The sequence below is a fragment of the Peribacillus sp. NJ11 genome, from assembly GCF_030348405.1.
Lineage (GTDB): Bacteria > Bacillota > Bacilli > Bacillales > DSM-1321 > Peribacillus.
Genome location: NZ_JAUCFO010000001.1, coordinates 5,402,172 through 5,418,016, shown reverse-complemented (window position 1 = coordinate 5,418,016; position 15,845 = coordinate 5,402,172). Strand labels below are relative to the sequence as shown.

Genomic DNA, 15,845 nt, shown 5'->3' with positions numbered 1-15,845 from the left:
GCTCAATCTAGTTAGGAGATTTCGACAAAGGATTTCCCGGAGGGGGAGCAAGGACTGAATCGTTTGTAGGGCAAGTTAATACACTGGACTAAATTTTTTTACATTAATGTTTCCAAAGGAAACATCATATCTTTAATCGAGTGTTCACTTTAATGAATCATTTGAGAGGTATGGGCCACGGAGTTTTTGGTTTATATTCTTTTTTTAGATTGACAGTGAGAATCATTTTCATTAAACTGGTATTATTAGACTAAAAGGGGAGTATTTTTATGCGACCAGCTATTAACACACAGTCTTTATCGCTCGGTTATGGTGATAAATTAATAATAAATGATATGAATATAGAAATACCCGATGGGGAGATCACCGTGTTCATCGGTGCTAATGGATGTGGAAAATCAACACTTCTAAGGTCGGTTGCCCGCTTGTTAAAACCTCAATCCGGCTCAGTTTTACTCGAGGGCAAAGCGATTTCAACCATGTCATCGAAGGATGTAGCAAGAAAGATGGCGATTCTTCCACAATCGCCGGTTGCTCCTGAAGGACTTACAGTCTATCAACTTGTTAAACAAGGAAGATATCCTTATCAAAGTTGGTTGAAACAGTGGAGTTCCGTGGATGAAGAAAAAGTTCAAAAGGCAATTGAAGCAACGAACCTGACCGAATTGAAGGATCAGGCAGTCGATGAATTATCGGGAGGCCAGAAGCAACGGGCATGGATAGCTATGACGCTGGCTCAGGATACGGACATCATTTTGTTGGATGAGCCGACTACATATCTTGATATGACCCATCAAATCGAGATTTTGGACTTATTGTTCGACTTGAATGAGTTTGAGAACAGAACGATCGTGATGGTGCTTCATGATTTGAATTTAGCTTGCCGTTATGCGGATAATCTGGTGGCACTTAAAGATGGAGCGATACATGCTCAAGGTCGGCCAGAGGATATCATTACGCCTGAATTGGTGCAGCATGTATTCAGCATGGAATGTCAAATTTCTTTTGATCCAATTTTCGGCACTCCCATGTGCATCCCGTTTGGTAAAGGCCGATACGCTCAACGTCATATGAAAGCGCTGGCTAATGCATAACCTCTCACCAACTATTGAAAAAGAGCTGAAAGGATATCGCATATCCTTTCGAGATGAAGCCAACGTTTCCAAGACCTTCAATCATGTTGAAAACCTGATTCAGTATGCACAAGCCCGCTCTGGGGCGGAAACGGCAAGAATAGCAATTTCAATGTGGTTCAGACGTTATGCTTTTTTTGTCACGGCACAATTTTACATGTTCAGCAAACATCGGCTTATCTGGGAAGGCACACTTCAGGACATTGGCGTTTTGGATGATCCGGAAGATGAACAGTGGCTTCCGGATTTTTTGCTGAAAAATAACAGGTGGAGCAGTGTTAGGGAAAAGGAAAGCTCTTCCGCCCTACATTCCATATTAAGCAGCTTTGGTGCGGATGCCATTCGCTTATTTTCTGGAACCACTAAAATATCGAAACTTGTACTTTGGGAAAATATTTGGGGCTATACGGTATGGATGTATAGTGAGCTACTGAGGCAGACAGATATAAAGACGCGAGTTGAAAAGGACATTGATAGGCTGCTTGATGATGAAGTATGGCTGAATATTGAAACGAGGTCCCCTTTTAAACGATTCATTGGGAAAAAAAGTGTTCAGGAATCCATGAATCCTTATAAACGGGTGACATGCTGTTTATATTACCGAGTTGAGGGCCATGAAAAATGCGCGTATTGTCCGAACAAGAACTGTTGAGATAGATTCGATTGGAGAGCCAGGCTTGGGTTCAAGCCTGGTTTTCTTGTGGAGAGATAAGTGAACGCAGCTTAGGCTTAACTTTCATTGACTATCACTTATTAACGAAAACTAAACGCACTGACGAGGTTGATATGTTATAATGTTGATATTTAATTGAACGGAGGCAGTCGCATGGGAAATGGGATCATACACTACGGAATTGGTGAAGTAGTAGATATATATATGTACATTAAAACGAGTACAAAAGCGGTTGCAAGTAATGGAAAGCCGTTTTTAACATTGATTTTATGTGATAAAACCGGGGAGATCGAGGCAAAGCTATGGGATGTTTCCGAGGCTGATGAGAAAACATACAGTGCGGAAGCTACGGTGAAAGTTCAAGGGGAAGTCCAGAATTATCGAGGACGCAGCCAATTGAAAATCCGTAATATCAGAATTACTTCAGATGCTGATGGCGTCACGAAAGCCGATTTAATTCAAACGGCCCCTTTAAGTCAGGAAGAAATGATGGAAACCATCACTCAATTCATTTTTGAAATGAGGAATCCGAATATCCAAAGGGTGACTAGGCATCTCATTAAAAAATATCAGAATGAATTCCTGACGTTTCCTGCTGCCACCAAGAACCATCATGAGTATATGTCTGGACTCGCCTATCACGTTGTATCGATGCTAGGGCTGGCTAAGGCCATTTCAACCCTATATCCTTCGCTCAATAGGGATCTTTTGTATGCAGGAGTCATTCTGCATGACCTTGGTAAGGTACATGAGCTATCTGGGCCTGTATCGACTGTTTATACAGTGGAAGGGAACTTGTTGGGGCATATCACCATCATGGTAAATGAAGTCGGTAAGGCAGCAGAGGAATTAGGCATTGAAGCAGAAGAAATCATGATTCTCAAGCACTTGATATTAAGCCACCATGGTAAAGCGGAATGGGGCAGTCCCAAACCGCCAATGGTGAGGGAAGCGGAAGTGCTGCATTATATTGATAATATGGATGCCAAGATAAACATGATGGACCGTGCCTTGGAAAAAGTGAAACCGGGTGAATTTACGGAGAGAGTCTTCGCGCTCGATAATCGTTCATTCTATAAACCAACATTTTAATCAAATATGCTTCTTTCCCGACGGAGAAAGAAGCATATTTTTTTTGTTCATGCATATTCTCTAGTAAATGAATAGTAGATTATTAGGGAGGGAATGGACATGCCAATTTGGATCTGGTTCGTGTTTATTGGAATAATTGTCAGTGCAGTCATGTCAATTTGGACAGCTAGGCAGGAACGCCTCATAGATGATGCTTGGATTGAGAAGGAAGGTCAGAAGTACATTGAACGTATGGAGGAAGAGCGCGAGAGGCGTAAAAAGGATATAAATCAGGGAGCATAGCTTGTATGATGAAAAAAAGCGACAGGCCAAAGTCCTGTCGCTTTTTACTATCCAATTATTTTTCAGCTTGAGTTGCGTCACCAGAAGTGAGGGCATCTTTTAGATCTTTATCTTTAATCTTCACGTCCGCTTTTTTGACTTCCGAGTTCAAAATATCTTGAACTTTTGTTTGGTCAATTTGAGCGACTTTCAAATCATATTCAAGATCTTTTTTCATATCTTTGTATGATTCTTTTTCTTTTGTATCAAGAAGTTGGATGATATGGAAGCCATAATCTGATTTAATCGGCTTGCTGATTTCATCTTTCTTCATTTTGTAAGCTTGTTCTTCAAATGCAGGAACCATTTCACCTTGACCGAACCAGCCTAGCTCTCCGCCTTTTTCAGCTGTACCTGTGTCTGTTGAATATTCTTTTGCAAGTTTAGCGAAGTCTTCGCCTTTGTCCAATTTAGCTTTAACTTCGTCAGCAGTTTTTTGGTCTTCTACTAGAATATGTCTCGCTTTGATTTGTGGTTTATAGTCTTCATAAGCTTTTTTCACGTCAGCTTCTTTTACTTTAATATCAGCAACGGCTGCTTTTTCTTGAAGCATGCCGATTTTAAGTGCACGTTTAAGATCATCTTCGCTCTTATAACCGGAAGATGCCAAGGCCGTTTCGAAATTTTCACCCATTTGTGCTTTAAGCTCGTCGGTTTTAGCTTTAACTTCCTTATCCGTCACTGTATATTTTTCAGAAAGAACTTTTTCATAAACAAGTTCTTGAAGAACGGTTTCACCATAACGATCTTTCATTACATTGTAAAATTCTTCTTTGGATATATCTCCCGCTTTAGTTTCCACGACTGCTTCCTTGTCGCTGTTGCATGCTGTAAGTCCAATCAGCCCTGCAGTAACAGCAATCGATAATGCCCACTTCTTCATAAAAACAACTCCTAGTTTTAAGTTTCTGGTTTGCTATTTTGCGTATTTCCACAAAATTAACTATAACATATTCTGGTTACTTTACAAAAAATAATATATTGGTGTATGAATAAGAATTTTTTGAAAAATGGGTGAACGCCTACCCAGATAATAAACCATTACATATGATAAATCGAGGACATCAAAAGGAGGTAGCATAATGAGTAATGGATTTAACGGAGGTTTCGCTTTGTTGGTGGTGTTATTCATTTTATTAATAATTGTAGGAGCAGCCTTCTGCTAATCGGTTGCAAAATTAATAATGGAAAGAGCCCACTCCTTTTGCCGTGGAGTTGAATAGGATAGGGTAGCCGCTCAACAAAAAAGATTGAAGTGATTATCAAGCTATGAAAGGAATGGATTCCTTTTGGCGGATATAAGAGTGTGCATGAAATTACCATTACTTAAGAATGGAAAGGAGGAAGATCAATGTCTGGAGGAATAGGTGGAGGCTTTGCTCTAATTGTCGTTCTTTTCATCCTGTTAATCATCATTGGAGCTTCTTGGTGTTAAACTCATAAACAAAAGGCGAAGCAATCAGCTTCGCCCTTTTTCTTTATGTGGATAATGCGCCGGATATCACCAATGTATGTAACAAATGATGGCCATCATTTGTTGCTCATCTCTACGTATACAAAATTTCAATATAGGAGGATAATAACATAATAGTAATTAATACATTAATGGTCCTGAATACTTTTGGCTGCCGGTCTTCAGCAATTTCCTTTTGAATGCATAAAGAGTTTGTCATTCTATTAATATTATAAAGGATCAAAATAGCAAAAATAATAAACCAGAACGAGATCAAAACCTAAAATCCCTCCTTGCAAAACATCATGTATAAATACGATACCAAATTATAATGAAAAAAGATACCTAAAAATCTCATCAGGCATCTTTATGAATAGATAAGAAATCACTTTTGAATAAGTATATCGTATCCTTCGAGGTGTTCCTCGATAAAAGAATGCCTTGGGGAACCAACCAGGTTTTTTATATAAATAAAATCAGATACGCATAATCCTGTGTGCAGGGATAATAAAATAGTGAAATAATGGATGTAATGTGGAAAACTAAGGGCACAACCAATCAATATGACAGACATAATGAAGAAAGGCAACACAAGAATCAAGAGATATAGGTGCTTTCGAATCGGATAATGCACATTGACTTTGCATGTAAGGACAAGATTCCACTTCAAGGACCATGAAGTTTTTACTTTTTTACACAATAATCGTAAAGGTAAATAGTGTAATAGTTTGTGAACAGGATATAATAAGAGTAATAGGCTAAAAAATACCATTGTTTGATCGCCATACAAAACAACATGGGATGAAAAGGCACTTAATAATGTATAGATCAGAACAAAAGACATCAATATAGTAAAAACTGAAAAGAAGATCAGGCGGCAATTCCCATATTGTTTTGCCACGTCAATTGTTTTCCACGAATTCATTTCGAAATCAGCCCTCCAAAGACCGTTGAATATACTTACATACATTACGATGAATGGGTGGAAAAAGCAATGGAATTCTTGGATTAGTTTTAAGATAAAAATCACTTTAGTGTGGAAGAATGCTAAAGGAGTTTAAGGCCGGGTTTTGAACAAAGGACCAGGGCGGTCTTAAGCATGAAAATCAAATTGGTTATAAGCCTTATTTGTTAAATTTGAATGATTGATTGGGGATTAATGATGTATGAAAAATATAAATGAAGAAATAGAAATACTCCGTTTTCATCAACGGCTTTTATTAAACTTGATACGCAATCCGGAGGCCAAGTTGGACTTTCTATTTGTGGAAAAAAATTTCACGAAGAAGGAAGCGGAAGAATTATTGGAAACATGTGATATCTTGAGCAAACGCTATGAAATAGAAAAAGCGGAAGGTTACATGAACTTTCGACCGCTTTTTAATCAATTTGAAAGAAAGATTAATCCCAAAATAACCATAAAGGATTGCATTGATGCATGCCTCTCACAAGGTTTATATGTATCTTTCATGAAGGAAATGGATAGAGTGTGAAATTAAACTGGCTCAGTTTCTTTCTCTATCTTTTTTTTGGTGATTTTACCCTCCACGTCAGTAAACTCCTGATCAATGTTATCGAAGGATCGTTCAAAGATTTGCATGAAATCTTCACCGTATATATTACGGATGACAGCCATCATTTCAATCATATCCGGAAACTTCCCATAAAGCTCACGTAGTGGAAGTGCACCTGAGAAAGCAGAGTTCTTACTTGGGTCGTATGTCTCCATTAAATCAAGCAGAAGCTTTTCACCTTCAGGGGTGATTTTTATATACGTATTCCTTTTGTCATTTTCTTTCTTTGAAAATGTTAAAAACCCGCGTTCCTCTAATTTTTTTGAAAAGTTAAATGCCGTAGAAACATGCATGACCCCAAATTTTGCAACATCTGAAATGGAAGAGCCATTAAGATGGTAGGCAATCCAAAGAATATGGTGCTCATTGATATTTAAATCATAGGGCTTAATCCATTGCTGCCAATCTTTTTCAATCGATTTCCATAATGCTTTGCTTAATTGTGCAATTCGTTGACTAAAAATCATTGCTTCTTTCATAGAATAATTTTTATTCTGCATATTATGGGCTCACCTACTTATAAGATTCTATATATTTATTATGACAATAAAATAAAAATTAATAAAGATAATATTTGCGAAATTTTTAGAAAATTTTAGTTTTTTTAAGGAATTCTCCATTTTCCTCCAATAAACCATGTAATTTATTGGGAAAAATGGAGAATCAAGCTTTTGTGATGATGTCAGCTATTAATTTTTCGAAGCAGGAATGACCGTTTCCAATTCTTTTAATGAATTTTCAATTTCTTGAACGTTCTTCAATAATTCATTCTTATTGGGTTCGATTTCCTGCTTCCAGTTCTCGATGACGACCTGGACATCCGAAATGAAGGTTTTTACCGTTTCTTTGCTGATTTCTGTAGCTTCCATCGTGTCATCTTTAATATTTAGCATTTTTACCTTTAATTCATCAATTATATTCTTAATTTCGTCCGTATTCGTTTTGATGCGAGTCCGTAAGTCTTTACCTGAACTTGGTGTAGAAAGTAAGGTTGCTGCACCTGCTACGACTGTCCCGGTTAAAAAGCCAATTAGTAATGATTTTGCTTTCATTAGGATCACCTCATTTTATAATATTGTTTTCGCTTTACATGGTCGGAATCCCTGCTGTAAAAATCAATTGGAAATTATGATAAATAGGGATAGAAATACTATTGATATCAAAATACCATAATTTTCATTCTTATGGAAGCATATCGACCATTTTATCTTTATATCACAAAAATATTTTTTTAAACTTATATAGTAAATATATAATATTTAAAAATAACTTGAAGCTTTATTCAAAATGCTTCATATAAAGGAAAGAGCGGCATATAGATAGTAAAAACAAGCTGTCGGAACATGGATGGCACTGGTGGGTTAATAATGAAAATCATTTTTTTATTAGGCCTTATATGCCTGTGCGGAATGGGGTATTTTCTAAGGAAGGCGAAAACTCCGGGCATCTATCCGCCAAAGAGGGTGCTCCAGGCTAGAGCCTTCGCTATGGGTCTTCCCGGGGTTTTACTGCTTTTCATTTGGTTTATGTTGATATTGATTCATTGACCCTTGGAGGATGAGTCTGACTAGAATCCCAGATTCATAAGATTGGAAAAAAAAAGCACCGGACATTCCGGTGCTTTTTTAAGTATGATGATCCTGCTGCTTAAGCATTAATGGGTATATTAGATTTTCTTACGATGCCGTTCACAATTGGATAAATAATGACCATCGCAACTGTATTTAGCAGTACGGCAGGAAGTACAACAGCGCCGAAAAGTGCAACGAAAGGACCTGGAAGGGAAACGATATAATAAGCCGAACCAAGGAAGACAGCGCCGGAAATGATTGTTCCTACGGCAGTCAAAATACTAACGGTGACAACGGATGTTGAAAACTTCTTAAGACTGATGAATAAAAGGTAAAAAAGAAAGGCTGTTGCCAATTTGTCTATGATATTTGGAATCTGTCCTCCAGGAAATGTAGTTGTCATGGCAGAGATGGCTCCAGCAGCCAAGGCAACAATGAATACATTTTTCTTCGCGGGAAACAGTGCAATCGCCAAAAACATCATCAACAGCATCATATCCGGTTTCATTCCAAGGAAGAATCCAGGAACGATAAAATGCAGGGCAGCCCCAATCCCGATTAATAGGGACAGTGACACAAGGGTTTTCGTTTTCATTTACTCATCTCTCCTATTCTCATCTCAACTAACATCTTTTCTTCAACAATGCACTATTGCCTGTTGCAAGAAGTTTAAAACAGTATATCATAAGACCTATTTTTTTAGAAGTTATATTTGTTCGAATTAAAGGATTTTAGCTTCCTGCGCTTTATACGATTCCTGGAATTTCTTCATGAAATCGGCAAGGTCCTGGCAATGGGATAGAGGGACAGCATTATAGATGGATGCTCTGCAGCCACCGATGGAACGGTGACCGTTCAGTCCTACGAATCCGGCTTGCTTCACTTCTTTAAGGAATTGAACTTCAGCTTCTTCAGACGGAAGCGTGAAAGTTACATTCATTAATGAACGGCTGTCCGGTAAGGCATGGCCTTTATAAAAACCATCGCTGCCGTCGATCGCATCGTAAATGACTTTTGCCTTTTCTTCATTGATTTCAGCAATTTTTTCCACGCCGCCCTGTTCTTTTGCCCAATCCAACACAAGGGACAATAAGTAAATGGCCAATGTCGGAGGGGTGTTGTATAAAGAATTATTTTTTGAATGGATAGAATAGTTCATCATGGATGGGATTGTTTCATTATCCGTTATTAAATCTTTACGGATGATAACGACTGTGATTCCCGATGGTCCTAGATTCTTTTGTGCACCTGCATATATGATTCCGAATTTACTGATATCAATTTTTTTGCTGAGAATATCACTTGACATATCAGCTACTAAAGGAACGTTGCCTGTTTCGGGGAAATCCTTCCATTGCGTTCCGTAAATCGTATTATTGCTTGTGATATGAAGATATGCAGCATCATCATTCAATTCAATGTCTTCGACTTTAGGGATGAACGTATATTTTTCATCTTTGGATGAAGCTACAACTGACGTTTTACCTACCTTCTTGGCTTCTTTTAATGCTTTTTCCGACCAAGAACCAGTGAGAACATAATCTGCTCCTTTTCCATCATTCAAAATGTTCATTGGAATCATGGAAAATTGCAGGCTTGCTCCTCCTTGCAGCAGAAGAACTTCATAATTTTCAGGAATTTCCATAAGGTCTTTTAATGATTGAATGGCATGGTTATGAATTTTTTCAAATTCCGAACTTCTATGGCTTAATTCCATGACGGACATGCCGGAATCCTCAATATTCAGCCATTCGTTTTGGGCTCTTTGTAAAACTTCTAAGGGAAGGGCGGCTGGCCCAGCGTTAAAATTGCGTGCACGTTTCAATTTTTTTCCTCCTATACGACTATGTGATAAAGTATTTGAGACTATTCATATATCCTACCAGAAAACTAAATTCAATAGGAGGAAAATTAAGAATTTTAAGTGACAATTCATTTTAATGATGGCCAAAGTAAAAGGTCCTGCACTTTGAGTGAGGACCAATTGTATTTCGTACAACCAGCACTTGGAAAAAGTTCAGTTGCTGGACTATAAAGTATATGAAAGGAAGGGGCTAAAAACCTTACTATTCCCGTCTCATTTTAAATGCTGGGCAATGGAGTCAGCGATTTGTTTCAGGTCATCAGGTGTATAGTCGCTGGTATTCGTTTTCCAAACAGCCCCAAAGCCGTCACCTTCTCCATGTCGCGGAATTAAATGCATGTGAAAATGGAAAACGGACTGTCCTGCGGCTTCACCATTATTATTTAAAAGATTCAGGCCTACAGGTTGGAATTCCTGTTTCACGGCGCGGGCAATTTCCGGCACCACTTCAAAAAGATTCTTGGCTATTTCAGGTGTTAACTCATAAAGATTTTCCTTATGTACTTTAGGAATTACCAGGGTATGGCCTTTTGTTACTTGACTGATATCGAGAAAGGCCAGTACATGTTCATTTTCGAAAACTTTGGTACTTGGAATTTCCCCATCGATTATCTTGCAAAAAATGCAATCACTCATTTAAAACGCTCCTTTTAGAAGTTAATGTATTTGGTTAATCGTACCATAGCATGAATCCTTGGGAAAAGGAAAAATCATAAAAACAGGATGCAACATTAAGTTGCACCCTGCCTGTTCGAAAAAGGGGGTTTTGCTTCAAAAATTCGCATTAGCATAAATTCTCTGCGACAAACACCTCATCTACATTGGAGTAAAATATGGTTATTATCTGTTTAGAGATTTTCCATTCAAAGCAACCATCTCCTATATCTTTAAAGTTTCATCAACTTTCAAAGCATAATTGATAATTATTGAATGATTTTTCTGCTTTTACGTGCAAGAGAACCATCTCCTTGCTCGAAACGATTTTTTTAAATGAAGCTTCTGGTTTTTAATTCAGTTATACGTCTTTAACTGACACCTCATTTACAAATATGATGTAAATCATTTGTAATAAAACTTTTGGGCATTTCAGTGTAATACGTCTTTAACTGACACCTCATTTACAATATGATGTGAATCACACGTAATGACTAACCCCTTCTTCCTTATTTATGATGGCCACTAAGCAGGAAAATTATAATTAGTTATTTATGGAAATTTTAGTCCGGGAACACTCGACTATATAAAAGCAGGAGAATTTGCTAAAATGGAAATAAGAACCTCTATATAGAAAGGATCGTTTATATGTCCTTATTGGAAATCAAGCAATTAGTGGGCGGATATACGAAAACGCCCGTTTTAAAAGGAATAAGTTTCGACATTCAACCAAATGAGTTAGTAGGGTTAATCGGGCTTAATGGGGCTGGGAAAAGTACGACGATCAAACATATCATCGGTCTCATGGAGCCAAAAGGCGGAAGTGTCTCGATTCATGGTAAAACACTGGCCCAAGACCCGGATACATATCGTAAACAATTCACTTATGTTCCAGAAACACCAATCTTATATGATGAGCTGACACTCGAGGAGCATTTAAGGCTGACGGCCATGGCTCATGGTTTGGCGGAAGCGACCTATAAAGAAAGGATGGACGCTCTGTTAAAGGAATTCCATATGGAGAAAAGACTCAAATGGTTTCCGGCCCATTTTTCAAAAGGAATGAAGCAAAAGGTCATGATAATGTGCGCCTTTTTAGTACAGCCGTCTTTATATATCGTCGACGAACCCTTTGTGGGTCTTGATCCATTAGGCATTCAATCCTTGCTTGATTTGATGAGGAAAATGAAAGAGAGTGGAGCGGGAATTTTAATGTCCACCCACATACTGGCAACAGCCGAGCGGTATTGTGATTCCTTCATCATCCTGCATAATGGAGAGATTCGCGCAAAAGGCAATCTTGAGCAGCTTCGTGAACAATTTTCCATGCCGGGGGCAACTCTTGACGATTTATATATTCAATTGACGAAAGAAGAAATTGGACATGAATAGTCAAAATCTCTGGAAGGAAAGATATTTAGGCTATATAAATGAAACGCAAAAATATCTTCGCTATATTTTTAACGGCCATCTGGTTTTTGTCATGGTATTGGTCCTTGGTGGTTTAGCTTATTATTACAGTGATTGGGTGAAGACTTTAGACCGTGATTTCCCGGCTGAATTGATCATGGCTTTTGTTTTATCGCTCCTGGTAACCAGAAGCCCGATAAATACTTTTTTGAAAGAACCTGATACGGTATTCTTGCTTCCGCTTGAAACGAATTTGAAAAGCTATTTCAAGAATTCATTGGTATTAAGTTGGGTCATGCAGGGCTTTATCCTGTTGGTTGTCCTAATTGCATTTATCCCGATGTATACAAAGGTTACGGGTGCAGGCGGTAAAGACTTTGGGATCATCCTGGTTGTTTTGCTTATTTTGAAGTTTTTGAATTTAACCATGCGCTGGCAGGTATTGAAATATCAGGATCCATCAGTGAGCCATTGGGACTCTATCATCCGCTTTTTACTTAATGGAGTGATGCTCTATTTCATCTGTTCAAGGGCAAATATCCTGTTTGCACTTATAACCATTTTATTATTGTTAGGGCTTTACATGTATTACAGAAGCGCAACTAAAGGTTTTGTGTTGAAGTGGGAACGACTGGTTGAACTGGAAAACAAACGGATGAATTCTTTTTATCGAATAGCGAACATGTTTACTGATGTTCCACATTTGAAAGGGAAGGTAGCAAGAAGGAAATGGATGGACTGGCTTTTATCCTTCATTCCGTATGGTGAAAAATCAACTTATACCTATCTATACGCCCGTACTTTGCTGCGATCCAATGATTATGTGGGCCTTTGTTTTCGTTTAACTATCATTGGTTCCGTGATTTTAAGTGTATTCACTAATATATGGGCACATTTGATTGTGACTTTCATGTTCCTATTCATGACAGCCCTTCAACTGCTGCCTGTTTGGAAGGCTCATGAATGGAAAGTGTGGGTCTCACTGTATCCATTGCCAGCAAAAATGAGAGAATCTGCAGTCATAAAGCTAATTTCCTATTTCCTATTATTTGAGGACCTGGTCTTTTGCATGGTCCTGCTAGTGAAAGGGGAATGGATGTCCGCTTTAGCGGCTCTGGCAATGGGTCTTGTTTTCTTATTCGGTTTTAAAAATTATGCAACAAAGAAAATTAAAAACTTTTAAGCAGGAGCTGATTTTTCAAAAAATCAGCTTTTTCTTTTAAGTAATGAAAATTGAAAATAAAAGCCTTTAAAGGGGTATATACATATTTAACGGAGGTGTTAAAAGATGGATGAATATGAGCAAAAGGCATTATTGGAACTAGTAACATGGAAAAAGAAAGTAGCTAAGAAATCGGGCAGGTTTGAGCGGATGTCCAAAAAGGCGCAAAACAAAATGAACAGTTATATTCCAGCCCGAGTGCATAAAATGATTACTGATAGTATTAAAGGGATGATAGAGGCAGTATTATCCGGTTCGAAATATATGTCTAAAGAAAAAAATGTAGTGCTTCTATCCTTGCAGCAAAAAGAAGAATGGGTTGCGGAAACTGTAACGGCATATCGGAAAACCGCCGTTATAGAAGGTGTGGGAACCGGAGCGGCAGGGCTTTTAATCGGATTGGCTGATTTTCCTTTACTGCTAAGCATCAAGATGAAGTTATTATTCGAAATATCCCGTTTATACGGTTTCGATCCAAATAATTATGAGGAACGCCTGTTCATTCTCCATATCTTCCAGATGGCGTTTTCAAGCGAGGAAAAAAAGCTGGAAACATTAAGGGTAATAGAAAAATGGGATTCGGGGAATTTACCGGAAATAGACTGGCAAGAATTTCAGCAGGAATATCGTGATCACATCGATGTCATCAAAATGTTCCAACTCGTCCCGGGATTTGGGGCGGCTGTCGGTGCATATGCAAACCATCATTTGCTGGAACAGCTTGGGGAGACTGCTGTCAATTGTTACCGAATCAGACTGCTCAAAGAGTAAGGGACGGCGAAAACCCGTCCCTTTACCATTACCGCAATAAAGATTCATTCACCTTTGGAGATGGTTGTTCCTTATTATGATAGGTTACAGCTGCCGTTCCCAAAATTTTGGCTGCAATGAGCATCGCTTTTTCATCGATGTCAAACAAAGGATGATGATGCGGATATGTATGTTCATTTTTTGGCCTGGCCCCTGTAAAGAAGAATGTACCTTTCACATTTTGTAAATAATAAGAAAAATCTTCACCTGTCATATCCGGGTCAATTTCCTCTGTAACCAGAACTTCCTCGATGGACTCAGTGCTTTCGATGAGGAATGTAGTTTCCTCATCGTGTGGGATAACAGCTGGATAACCTTGAATGTATTGATATTCATAGGTGCAGTTTGCAGCTAGGCAGGTTCCTTTAACAATACGCTCTATTTCCTCGCTTATAAATGAACGGACATCTTCCTTGAAAGTACGGACGGTCCCGATTATTTTAGCCTTATCTGCAATGACGTTAAATGCATTATCGGCTACAAAGGAACCGACGGTAATAACTGCAGAATCTATTGGGTTAAGGCGTCGGCTTACGATTTGCTGTAGTGCCATGACTAGCTGGGAGCCGACTACGATTGCATCGCGGGTTTTATGCGGCTGGGCTCCATGTCCACCCTGGCCTTGAATGATGATCTCAAATCGGTCAGCTGCAGCCATAAGAGGTCCATAAGCGTATTGGACCGTTCCGGTAGGGGCTGTAGCCCATAAATGGGTGCCAAAAATTACATCCACCCCATCAAGGCAGCCGGCCTCGATCATCGGTTTGGCGCCACCTGGAGCATATTCTTCAGCATGCTGGTGGATAAATATATATTGACCTTCCAGCTCATCCTTCAGTTCATTAAGGTTTTTTGCAAGGACGAGGAGAGTCGCTGTATGGCCATCGTGTCCACACGCATGCATTACCCCGGGTACGGAAGATTTATAGGAAACTTCTTTTTCATCTTGAATGGGCAAGGCGTCGAAATCAGCACGCAATGCTACCGTTTTACCAGGCTTACTGCCTGTAATCTTGGCAATAACACCATTACCGCCTACATTTGTCTGATGTTCGATTCCGAGTTTTTCATAATATTCAGCGATGAAGGCCGCTGTTTGGGTTTCTTGAAAAGAAAGTTCAGGATGTTGATGAAGATAACGCCTGATGGAAACCATTTCTTCATATGAACCATCTAGAAGTTTGTGTAATCGATGTATCATTTTGCACCTCCCAATGATTGGTTTAATTGTAAATAGTATATCATATTCAGAATAATCAAAAGTAAATTAAATACCTCGAGGAGAGTTATATCTATGATTAAATATTCCTGGATCGTTGTGGTTTTGCTTTGCTTGTTGCTATTCTTTTTTTTGATGCATGAAGTCCAGAGTGAGAAGACTTTAGCGTTCGATACATATATTGCAGAACTTTTTGCCGTGAGTGAGAATACTTTTTCATTCACTTTCTTCAAATTCATCACATATCTTGGGAAATCCAAAGTCATTGGTTTTGGAAGCTTACTATGTGTCCTATATTTATGGGTAATAAAGAAGGATTATTTGACCATGGCCGTCTTCTCTATCGGAGTGTCTGGGGGCGATGTTTTAAACAGGTGGATAAAAAATCATATTCAAAGAATGCGGCCTGAAAATCATTTGATGGAGGCAGGTGGCTTCAGTTTTCCAAGCGGCCATGCAATGGTCGGCCTTATTTTTTTTAGTATGGTTACTTATTTCATCATAAAAGAAGTTAAGGGAAACTCATTGAAATGGGTAGTGGGAATAGGTTTCGTTTGTCTGGTTCTGCTAATAGGGGTCAGCCGGATCGCTATGAACGTTCATTTTCCAACTGATATCTTGGCAGGTTATGCATTAGGAGTCGCATATAGTTTAACCTTGTTTAATTTGTATAAGTTACTTAGGAGGAGAATCATTTGAAAAAGGATTCATAGATGAAATATATGTATATATCCGTTGCATTTCCCCGGAAATAAAGAAGGAATTTGTCGGATTGGGATAGGTTTATATAAATTTTTGGCTGTCCAAAAATAACGATCTGGATTGCGATTATTTCAAAGAGGCCCATCC

General features: G+C 38.6%; 21 protein-coding genes. 12 read left to right on the top strand and 9 right to left on the bottom strand.

The window, feature by feature from the left end; translation table 11 throughout:
• Positions 1–269: 269 nt before the first annotated feature.
• From QUF86_RS26485 to QUF86_RS26470, 4 genes are all read left to right on the top strand, one after another.
• On the top strand, positions 270–1,094 hold the full coding sequence (locus tag QUF86_RS26485; RefSeq protein WP_289336135.1) for an ABC transporter ATP-binding protein: 825 nt from the start codon (positions 270–272) through the stop codon (positions 1,092–1,094).
• Positions 1,087–1,785, top strand: coding sequence for a (2Fe-2S)-binding protein (locus tag QUF86_RS26480; RefSeq protein WP_289336134.1), 699 nt, complete (start codon positions 1,087–1,089; stop codon positions 1,783–1,785). Before QUF86_RS26485 ends, QUF86_RS26480 begins: the two co-directional genes overlap by 8 nt.
• Before the next feature lie 174 nt (positions 1,786–1,959).
• On the top strand, positions 1,960–2,898 hold the full coding sequence (yhaM, locus tag QUF86_RS26475; protein ID WP_289336133.1) for a 3'-5' exoribonuclease YhaM: 939 nt from the start codon (positions 1,960–1,962) through the stop codon (positions 2,896–2,898).
• Between the two features lie 99 nt (positions 2,899–2,997).
• Positions 2,998–3,180: a sporulation YhaL family protein gene (locus tag QUF86_RS26470; RefSeq protein WP_053344914.1), complete on the top strand. Its 183-nt coding sequence runs from the start codon at positions 2,998–3,000 to the stop codon at positions 3,178–3,180.
• 55 nt (positions 3,181–3,235) lie between these two features.
• On the opposite strand, the gene QUF86_RS26465 is transcribed toward QUF86_RS26470, so the two are convergent.
• Positions 3,236–4,102, bottom strand: a complete 867-nt coding sequence (locus QUF86_RS26465; RefSeq protein WP_289336132.1) for a peptidylprolyl isomerase — start codon at positions 4,100–4,102, stop codon at positions 3,236–3,238.
• A gap of 199 nt (positions 4,103–4,301) precedes the next feature.
• On the opposite strand from QUF86_RS26465, the gene QUF86_RS26460 reads away from it, so the two are divergent.
• A complete protein-coding gene (locus QUF86_RS26460) occupies positions 4,302–4,385 on the top strand; it encodes a YjcZ family sporulation protein (protein WP_285767821.1) in 84 nt (27 codons plus the stop codon).
• A 185-nt stretch (positions 4,386–4,570) separates the two neighbouring features.
• On the top strand, positions 4,571–4,654 hold the full coding sequence (locus QUF86_RS26455; RefSeq protein ID WP_076367288.1) for a YjcZ family sporulation protein: 84 nt from the start codon (positions 4,571–4,573) through the stop codon (positions 4,652–4,654).
• A gap of 112 nt (positions 4,655–4,766) precedes the next feature.
• Here QUF86_RS26455 and QUF86_RS26450 read toward each other — a convergent pair whose 3' ends face one another.
• On the bottom strand, positions 4,767–4,949 hold the full coding sequence (locus tag QUF86_RS26450) for a hypothetical protein (RefSeq protein ID WP_034314696.1): 183 nt from the start codon (positions 4,947–4,949) through the stop codon (positions 4,767–4,769).
• A 108-nt stretch (positions 4,950–5,057) separates the two neighbouring features.
• On the bottom strand, positions 5,058–5,444 hold the full coding sequence (locus QUF86_RS28775; RefSeq protein WP_353957710.1) for a DUF3267 domain-containing protein: 387 nt from the start codon (positions 5,442–5,444) through the stop codon (positions 5,058–5,060).
• A 394-nt stretch (positions 5,445–5,838) separates the two neighbouring features.
• Between QUF86_RS28775 and QUF86_RS26445 the strand changes: the two genes are divergently transcribed.
• Positions 5,839–6,165, top strand: coding sequence for a DUF1878 family protein (locus QUF86_RS26445; protein WP_289317544.1), 327 nt, complete (start codon positions 5,839–5,841; stop codon positions 6,163–6,165).
• Between the two features lie 2 nt (positions 6,166–6,167).
• Here the strand turns inward: QUF86_RS26445 and QUF86_RS26440 are convergent, their stop codons facing one another.
• Both QUF86_RS26440 and QUF86_RS26435 read right to left on the bottom strand, forming a co-directional pair.
• Positions 6,168–6,746: an HTH-type transcriptional regulator Hpr gene (locus tag QUF86_RS26440; protein WP_289317543.1), complete on the bottom strand. Its 579-nt coding sequence runs from the start codon at positions 6,744–6,746 to the stop codon at positions 6,168–6,170.
• A 189-nt stretch (positions 6,747–6,935) separates the two neighbouring features.
• A complete protein-coding gene (locus tag QUF86_RS26435; RefSeq protein ID WP_289336131.1) occupies positions 6,936–7,298 on the bottom strand; it encodes a YtxH domain-containing protein in 363 nt (120 codons plus the stop codon).
• Positions 7,299–7,589: 291 nt separating this feature from the next.
• Between QUF86_RS26435 and yhzF the strand changes: the two genes are divergently transcribed.
• Positions 7,590–7,793 carry a membrane protein YhzF gene (yhzF, locus tag QUF86_RS29010; protein ID WP_483313667.1) on the top strand — a complete coding sequence of 68 codons (204 nt, stop codon included), beginning with the start codon at positions 7,590–7,592 and terminating at the stop codon, positions 7,791–7,793.
• A 100-nt stretch (positions 7,794–7,893) separates the two neighbouring features.
• Here yhzF and QUF86_RS26430 read toward each other — a convergent pair whose 3' ends face one another.
• The 3 genes from QUF86_RS26430 to QUF86_RS26420 form a co-directional block, all read right to left on the bottom strand.
• Positions 7,894–8,412 carry a tryptophan transporter gene (locus QUF86_RS26430; protein WP_289317541.1) on the bottom strand — a complete coding sequence of 173 codons (519 nt, stop codon included), beginning with the start codon at positions 8,410–8,412 and terminating at the stop codon, positions 7,894–7,896.
• Positions 8,413–8,538: 126 nt separating this feature from the next.
• A complete protein-coding gene (gene serC / locus QUF86_RS26425) occupies positions 8,539–9,642 on the bottom strand; it encodes a 3-phosphoserine/phosphohydroxythreonine transaminase (protein WP_289336130.1) in 1,104 nt (367 codons plus the stop codon).
• A gap of 252 nt (positions 9,643–9,894) precedes the next feature.
• A complete protein-coding gene (locus QUF86_RS26420) occupies positions 9,895–10,317 on the bottom strand; it encodes an HIT family protein (protein ID WP_289317539.1) in 423 nt (140 codons plus the stop codon).
• Positions 10,318–10,983: 666 nt separating this feature from the next.
• Here QUF86_RS26420 and QUF86_RS26415 point away from each other — a divergent pair.
• The 3 genes from QUF86_RS26415 to QUF86_RS26405 all read left to right on the top strand — a co-directional run bounded on the left by QUF86_RS26415 (position 10,984) and on the right by QUF86_RS26405 (position 13,738).
• Positions 10,984–11,727, top strand: coding sequence for an ABC transporter ATP-binding protein (locus tag QUF86_RS26415; RefSeq protein WP_289317538.1), 744 nt, complete (start codon positions 10,984–10,986; stop codon positions 11,725–11,727).
• Entirely contained in the window at positions 11,720–12,928 is a 1,209-nt protein-coding gene (locus QUF86_RS26410) for an ABC transporter permease (protein ID WP_289317537.1), read from the top strand. Before QUF86_RS26415 ends, QUF86_RS26410 begins: the two co-directional genes overlap by 8 nt.
• Positions 12,929–13,033: 105 nt before the next feature.
• Positions 13,034–13,738, top strand: coding sequence for an EcsC family protein (locus tag QUF86_RS26405; RefSeq protein ID WP_289324060.1), 705 nt, complete (start codon positions 13,034–13,036; stop codon positions 13,736–13,738).
• Between the two features lie 28 nt (positions 13,739–13,766).
• Here QUF86_RS26405 and QUF86_RS26400 read toward each other — a convergent pair whose 3' ends face one another.
• Entirely contained in the window at positions 13,767–14,978 is a 1,212-nt protein-coding gene (locus QUF86_RS26400) for a M20 family metallopeptidase (RefSeq protein ID WP_289336129.1), read from the bottom strand.
• Positions 14,979–15,071: 93 nt separating this feature from the next.
• On the opposite strand from QUF86_RS26400, the gene QUF86_RS26395 reads away from it, so the two are divergent.
• On the top strand, positions 15,072–15,695 hold the full coding sequence (locus QUF86_RS26395) for a phosphatase PAP2 family protein (RefSeq protein ID WP_289336128.1): 624 nt from the start codon (positions 15,072–15,074) through the stop codon (positions 15,693–15,695).
• Positions 15,696–15,845: the final 150 nt, after the last annotated feature.

Bases quoted from the DNA above. Each gene is read 5' to 3' on its own strand.
- QUF86_RS26460 (WP_285767821.1), top strand. From the start codon at position 4,302: ATGAGTAATGGATTTAACGGAGGTTTCGCTTTGTTGGTGGTGTTATTC.
- QUF86_RS26405 (WP_289324060.1), top strand. From the start codon at position 13,034: ATGGATGAATATGAGCAAAAGGCATTATTGGAACTAGTAACATGGAAA.
- QUF86_RS26430 (WP_289317541.1), bottom strand. From the start codon at position 8,412: ATGAAAACGAAAACCCTTGTGTCACTGTCCCTATTAATCGGGATTGGG.
- QUF86_RS26465 (WP_289336132.1), bottom strand. From the start codon at position 4,102: ATGAAGAAGTGGGCATTATCGATTGCTGTTACTGCAGGGCTGATTGGA.
- QUF86_RS26420 (WP_289317539.1), bottom strand. From the start codon at position 10,317: ATGAGTGATTGCATTTTTTGCAAGATAATCGATGGGGAAATTCCAAGT.
- yhaM (WP_289336133.1), top strand. From the start codon at position 1,960: ATGGGAAATGGGATCATACACTACGGAATTGGTGAAGTAGTAGATATA.
- QUF86_RS26440 (WP_289317543.1), bottom strand. From the start codon at position 6,746: ATGCAGAATAAAAATTATTCTATGAAAGAAGCAATGATTTTTAGTCAA.
- QUF86_RS26415 (WP_289317538.1), top strand. From the start codon at position 10,984: ATGTCCTTATTGGAAATCAAGCAATTAGTGGGCGGATATACGAAAACG.
- QUF86_RS26395 (WP_289336128.1), top strand. From the start codon at position 15,072: ATGATTAAATATTCCTGGATCGTTGTGGTTTTGCTTTGCTTGTTGCTA.
- QUF86_RS26410 (WP_289317537.1), top strand. From the start codon at position 11,720: ATGAATAGTCAAAATCTCTGGAAGGAAAGATATTTAGGCTATATAAAT.
- QUF86_RS26435 (WP_289336131.1), bottom strand. From the start codon at position 7,298: ATGAAAGCAAAATCATTACTAATTGGCTTTTTAACCGGGACAGTCGTA.
- QUF86_RS26470 (WP_053344914.1), top strand. From the start codon at position 2,998: ATGCCAATTTGGATCTGGTTCGTGTTTATTGGAATAATTGTCAGTGCA.
- yhzF (WP_483313667.1), top strand. From the start codon at position 7,590: ATGGATGGCACTGGTGGGTTAATAATGAAAATCATTTTTTTATTAGGC.
- QUF86_RS26455 (WP_076367288.1), top strand. From the start codon at position 4,571: ATGTCTGGAGGAATAGGTGGAGGCTTTGCTCTAATTGTCGTTCTTTTC.
- QUF86_RS26400 (WP_289336129.1), bottom strand. From the start codon at position 14,978: ATGATACATCGATTACACAAACTTCTAGATGGTTCATATGAAGAAATG.
- QUF86_RS26485 (WP_289336135.1), top strand. From the start codon at position 270: ATGCGACCAGCTATTAACACACAGTCTTTATCGCTCGGTTATGGTGAT.
- QUF86_RS26445 (WP_289317544.1), top strand. From the start codon at position 5,839: ATGAAAAATATAAATGAAGAAATAGAAATACTCCGTTTTCATCAACGG.
- QUF86_RS26480 (WP_289336134.1), top strand. From the start codon at position 1,087: ATGCATAACCTCTCACCAACTATTGAAAAAGAGCTGAAAGGATATCGC.
- QUF86_RS28775 (WP_353957710.1), bottom strand. From the start codon at position 5,444: ATGGTATTTTTTAGCCTATTACTCTTATTATATCCTGTTCACAAACTA.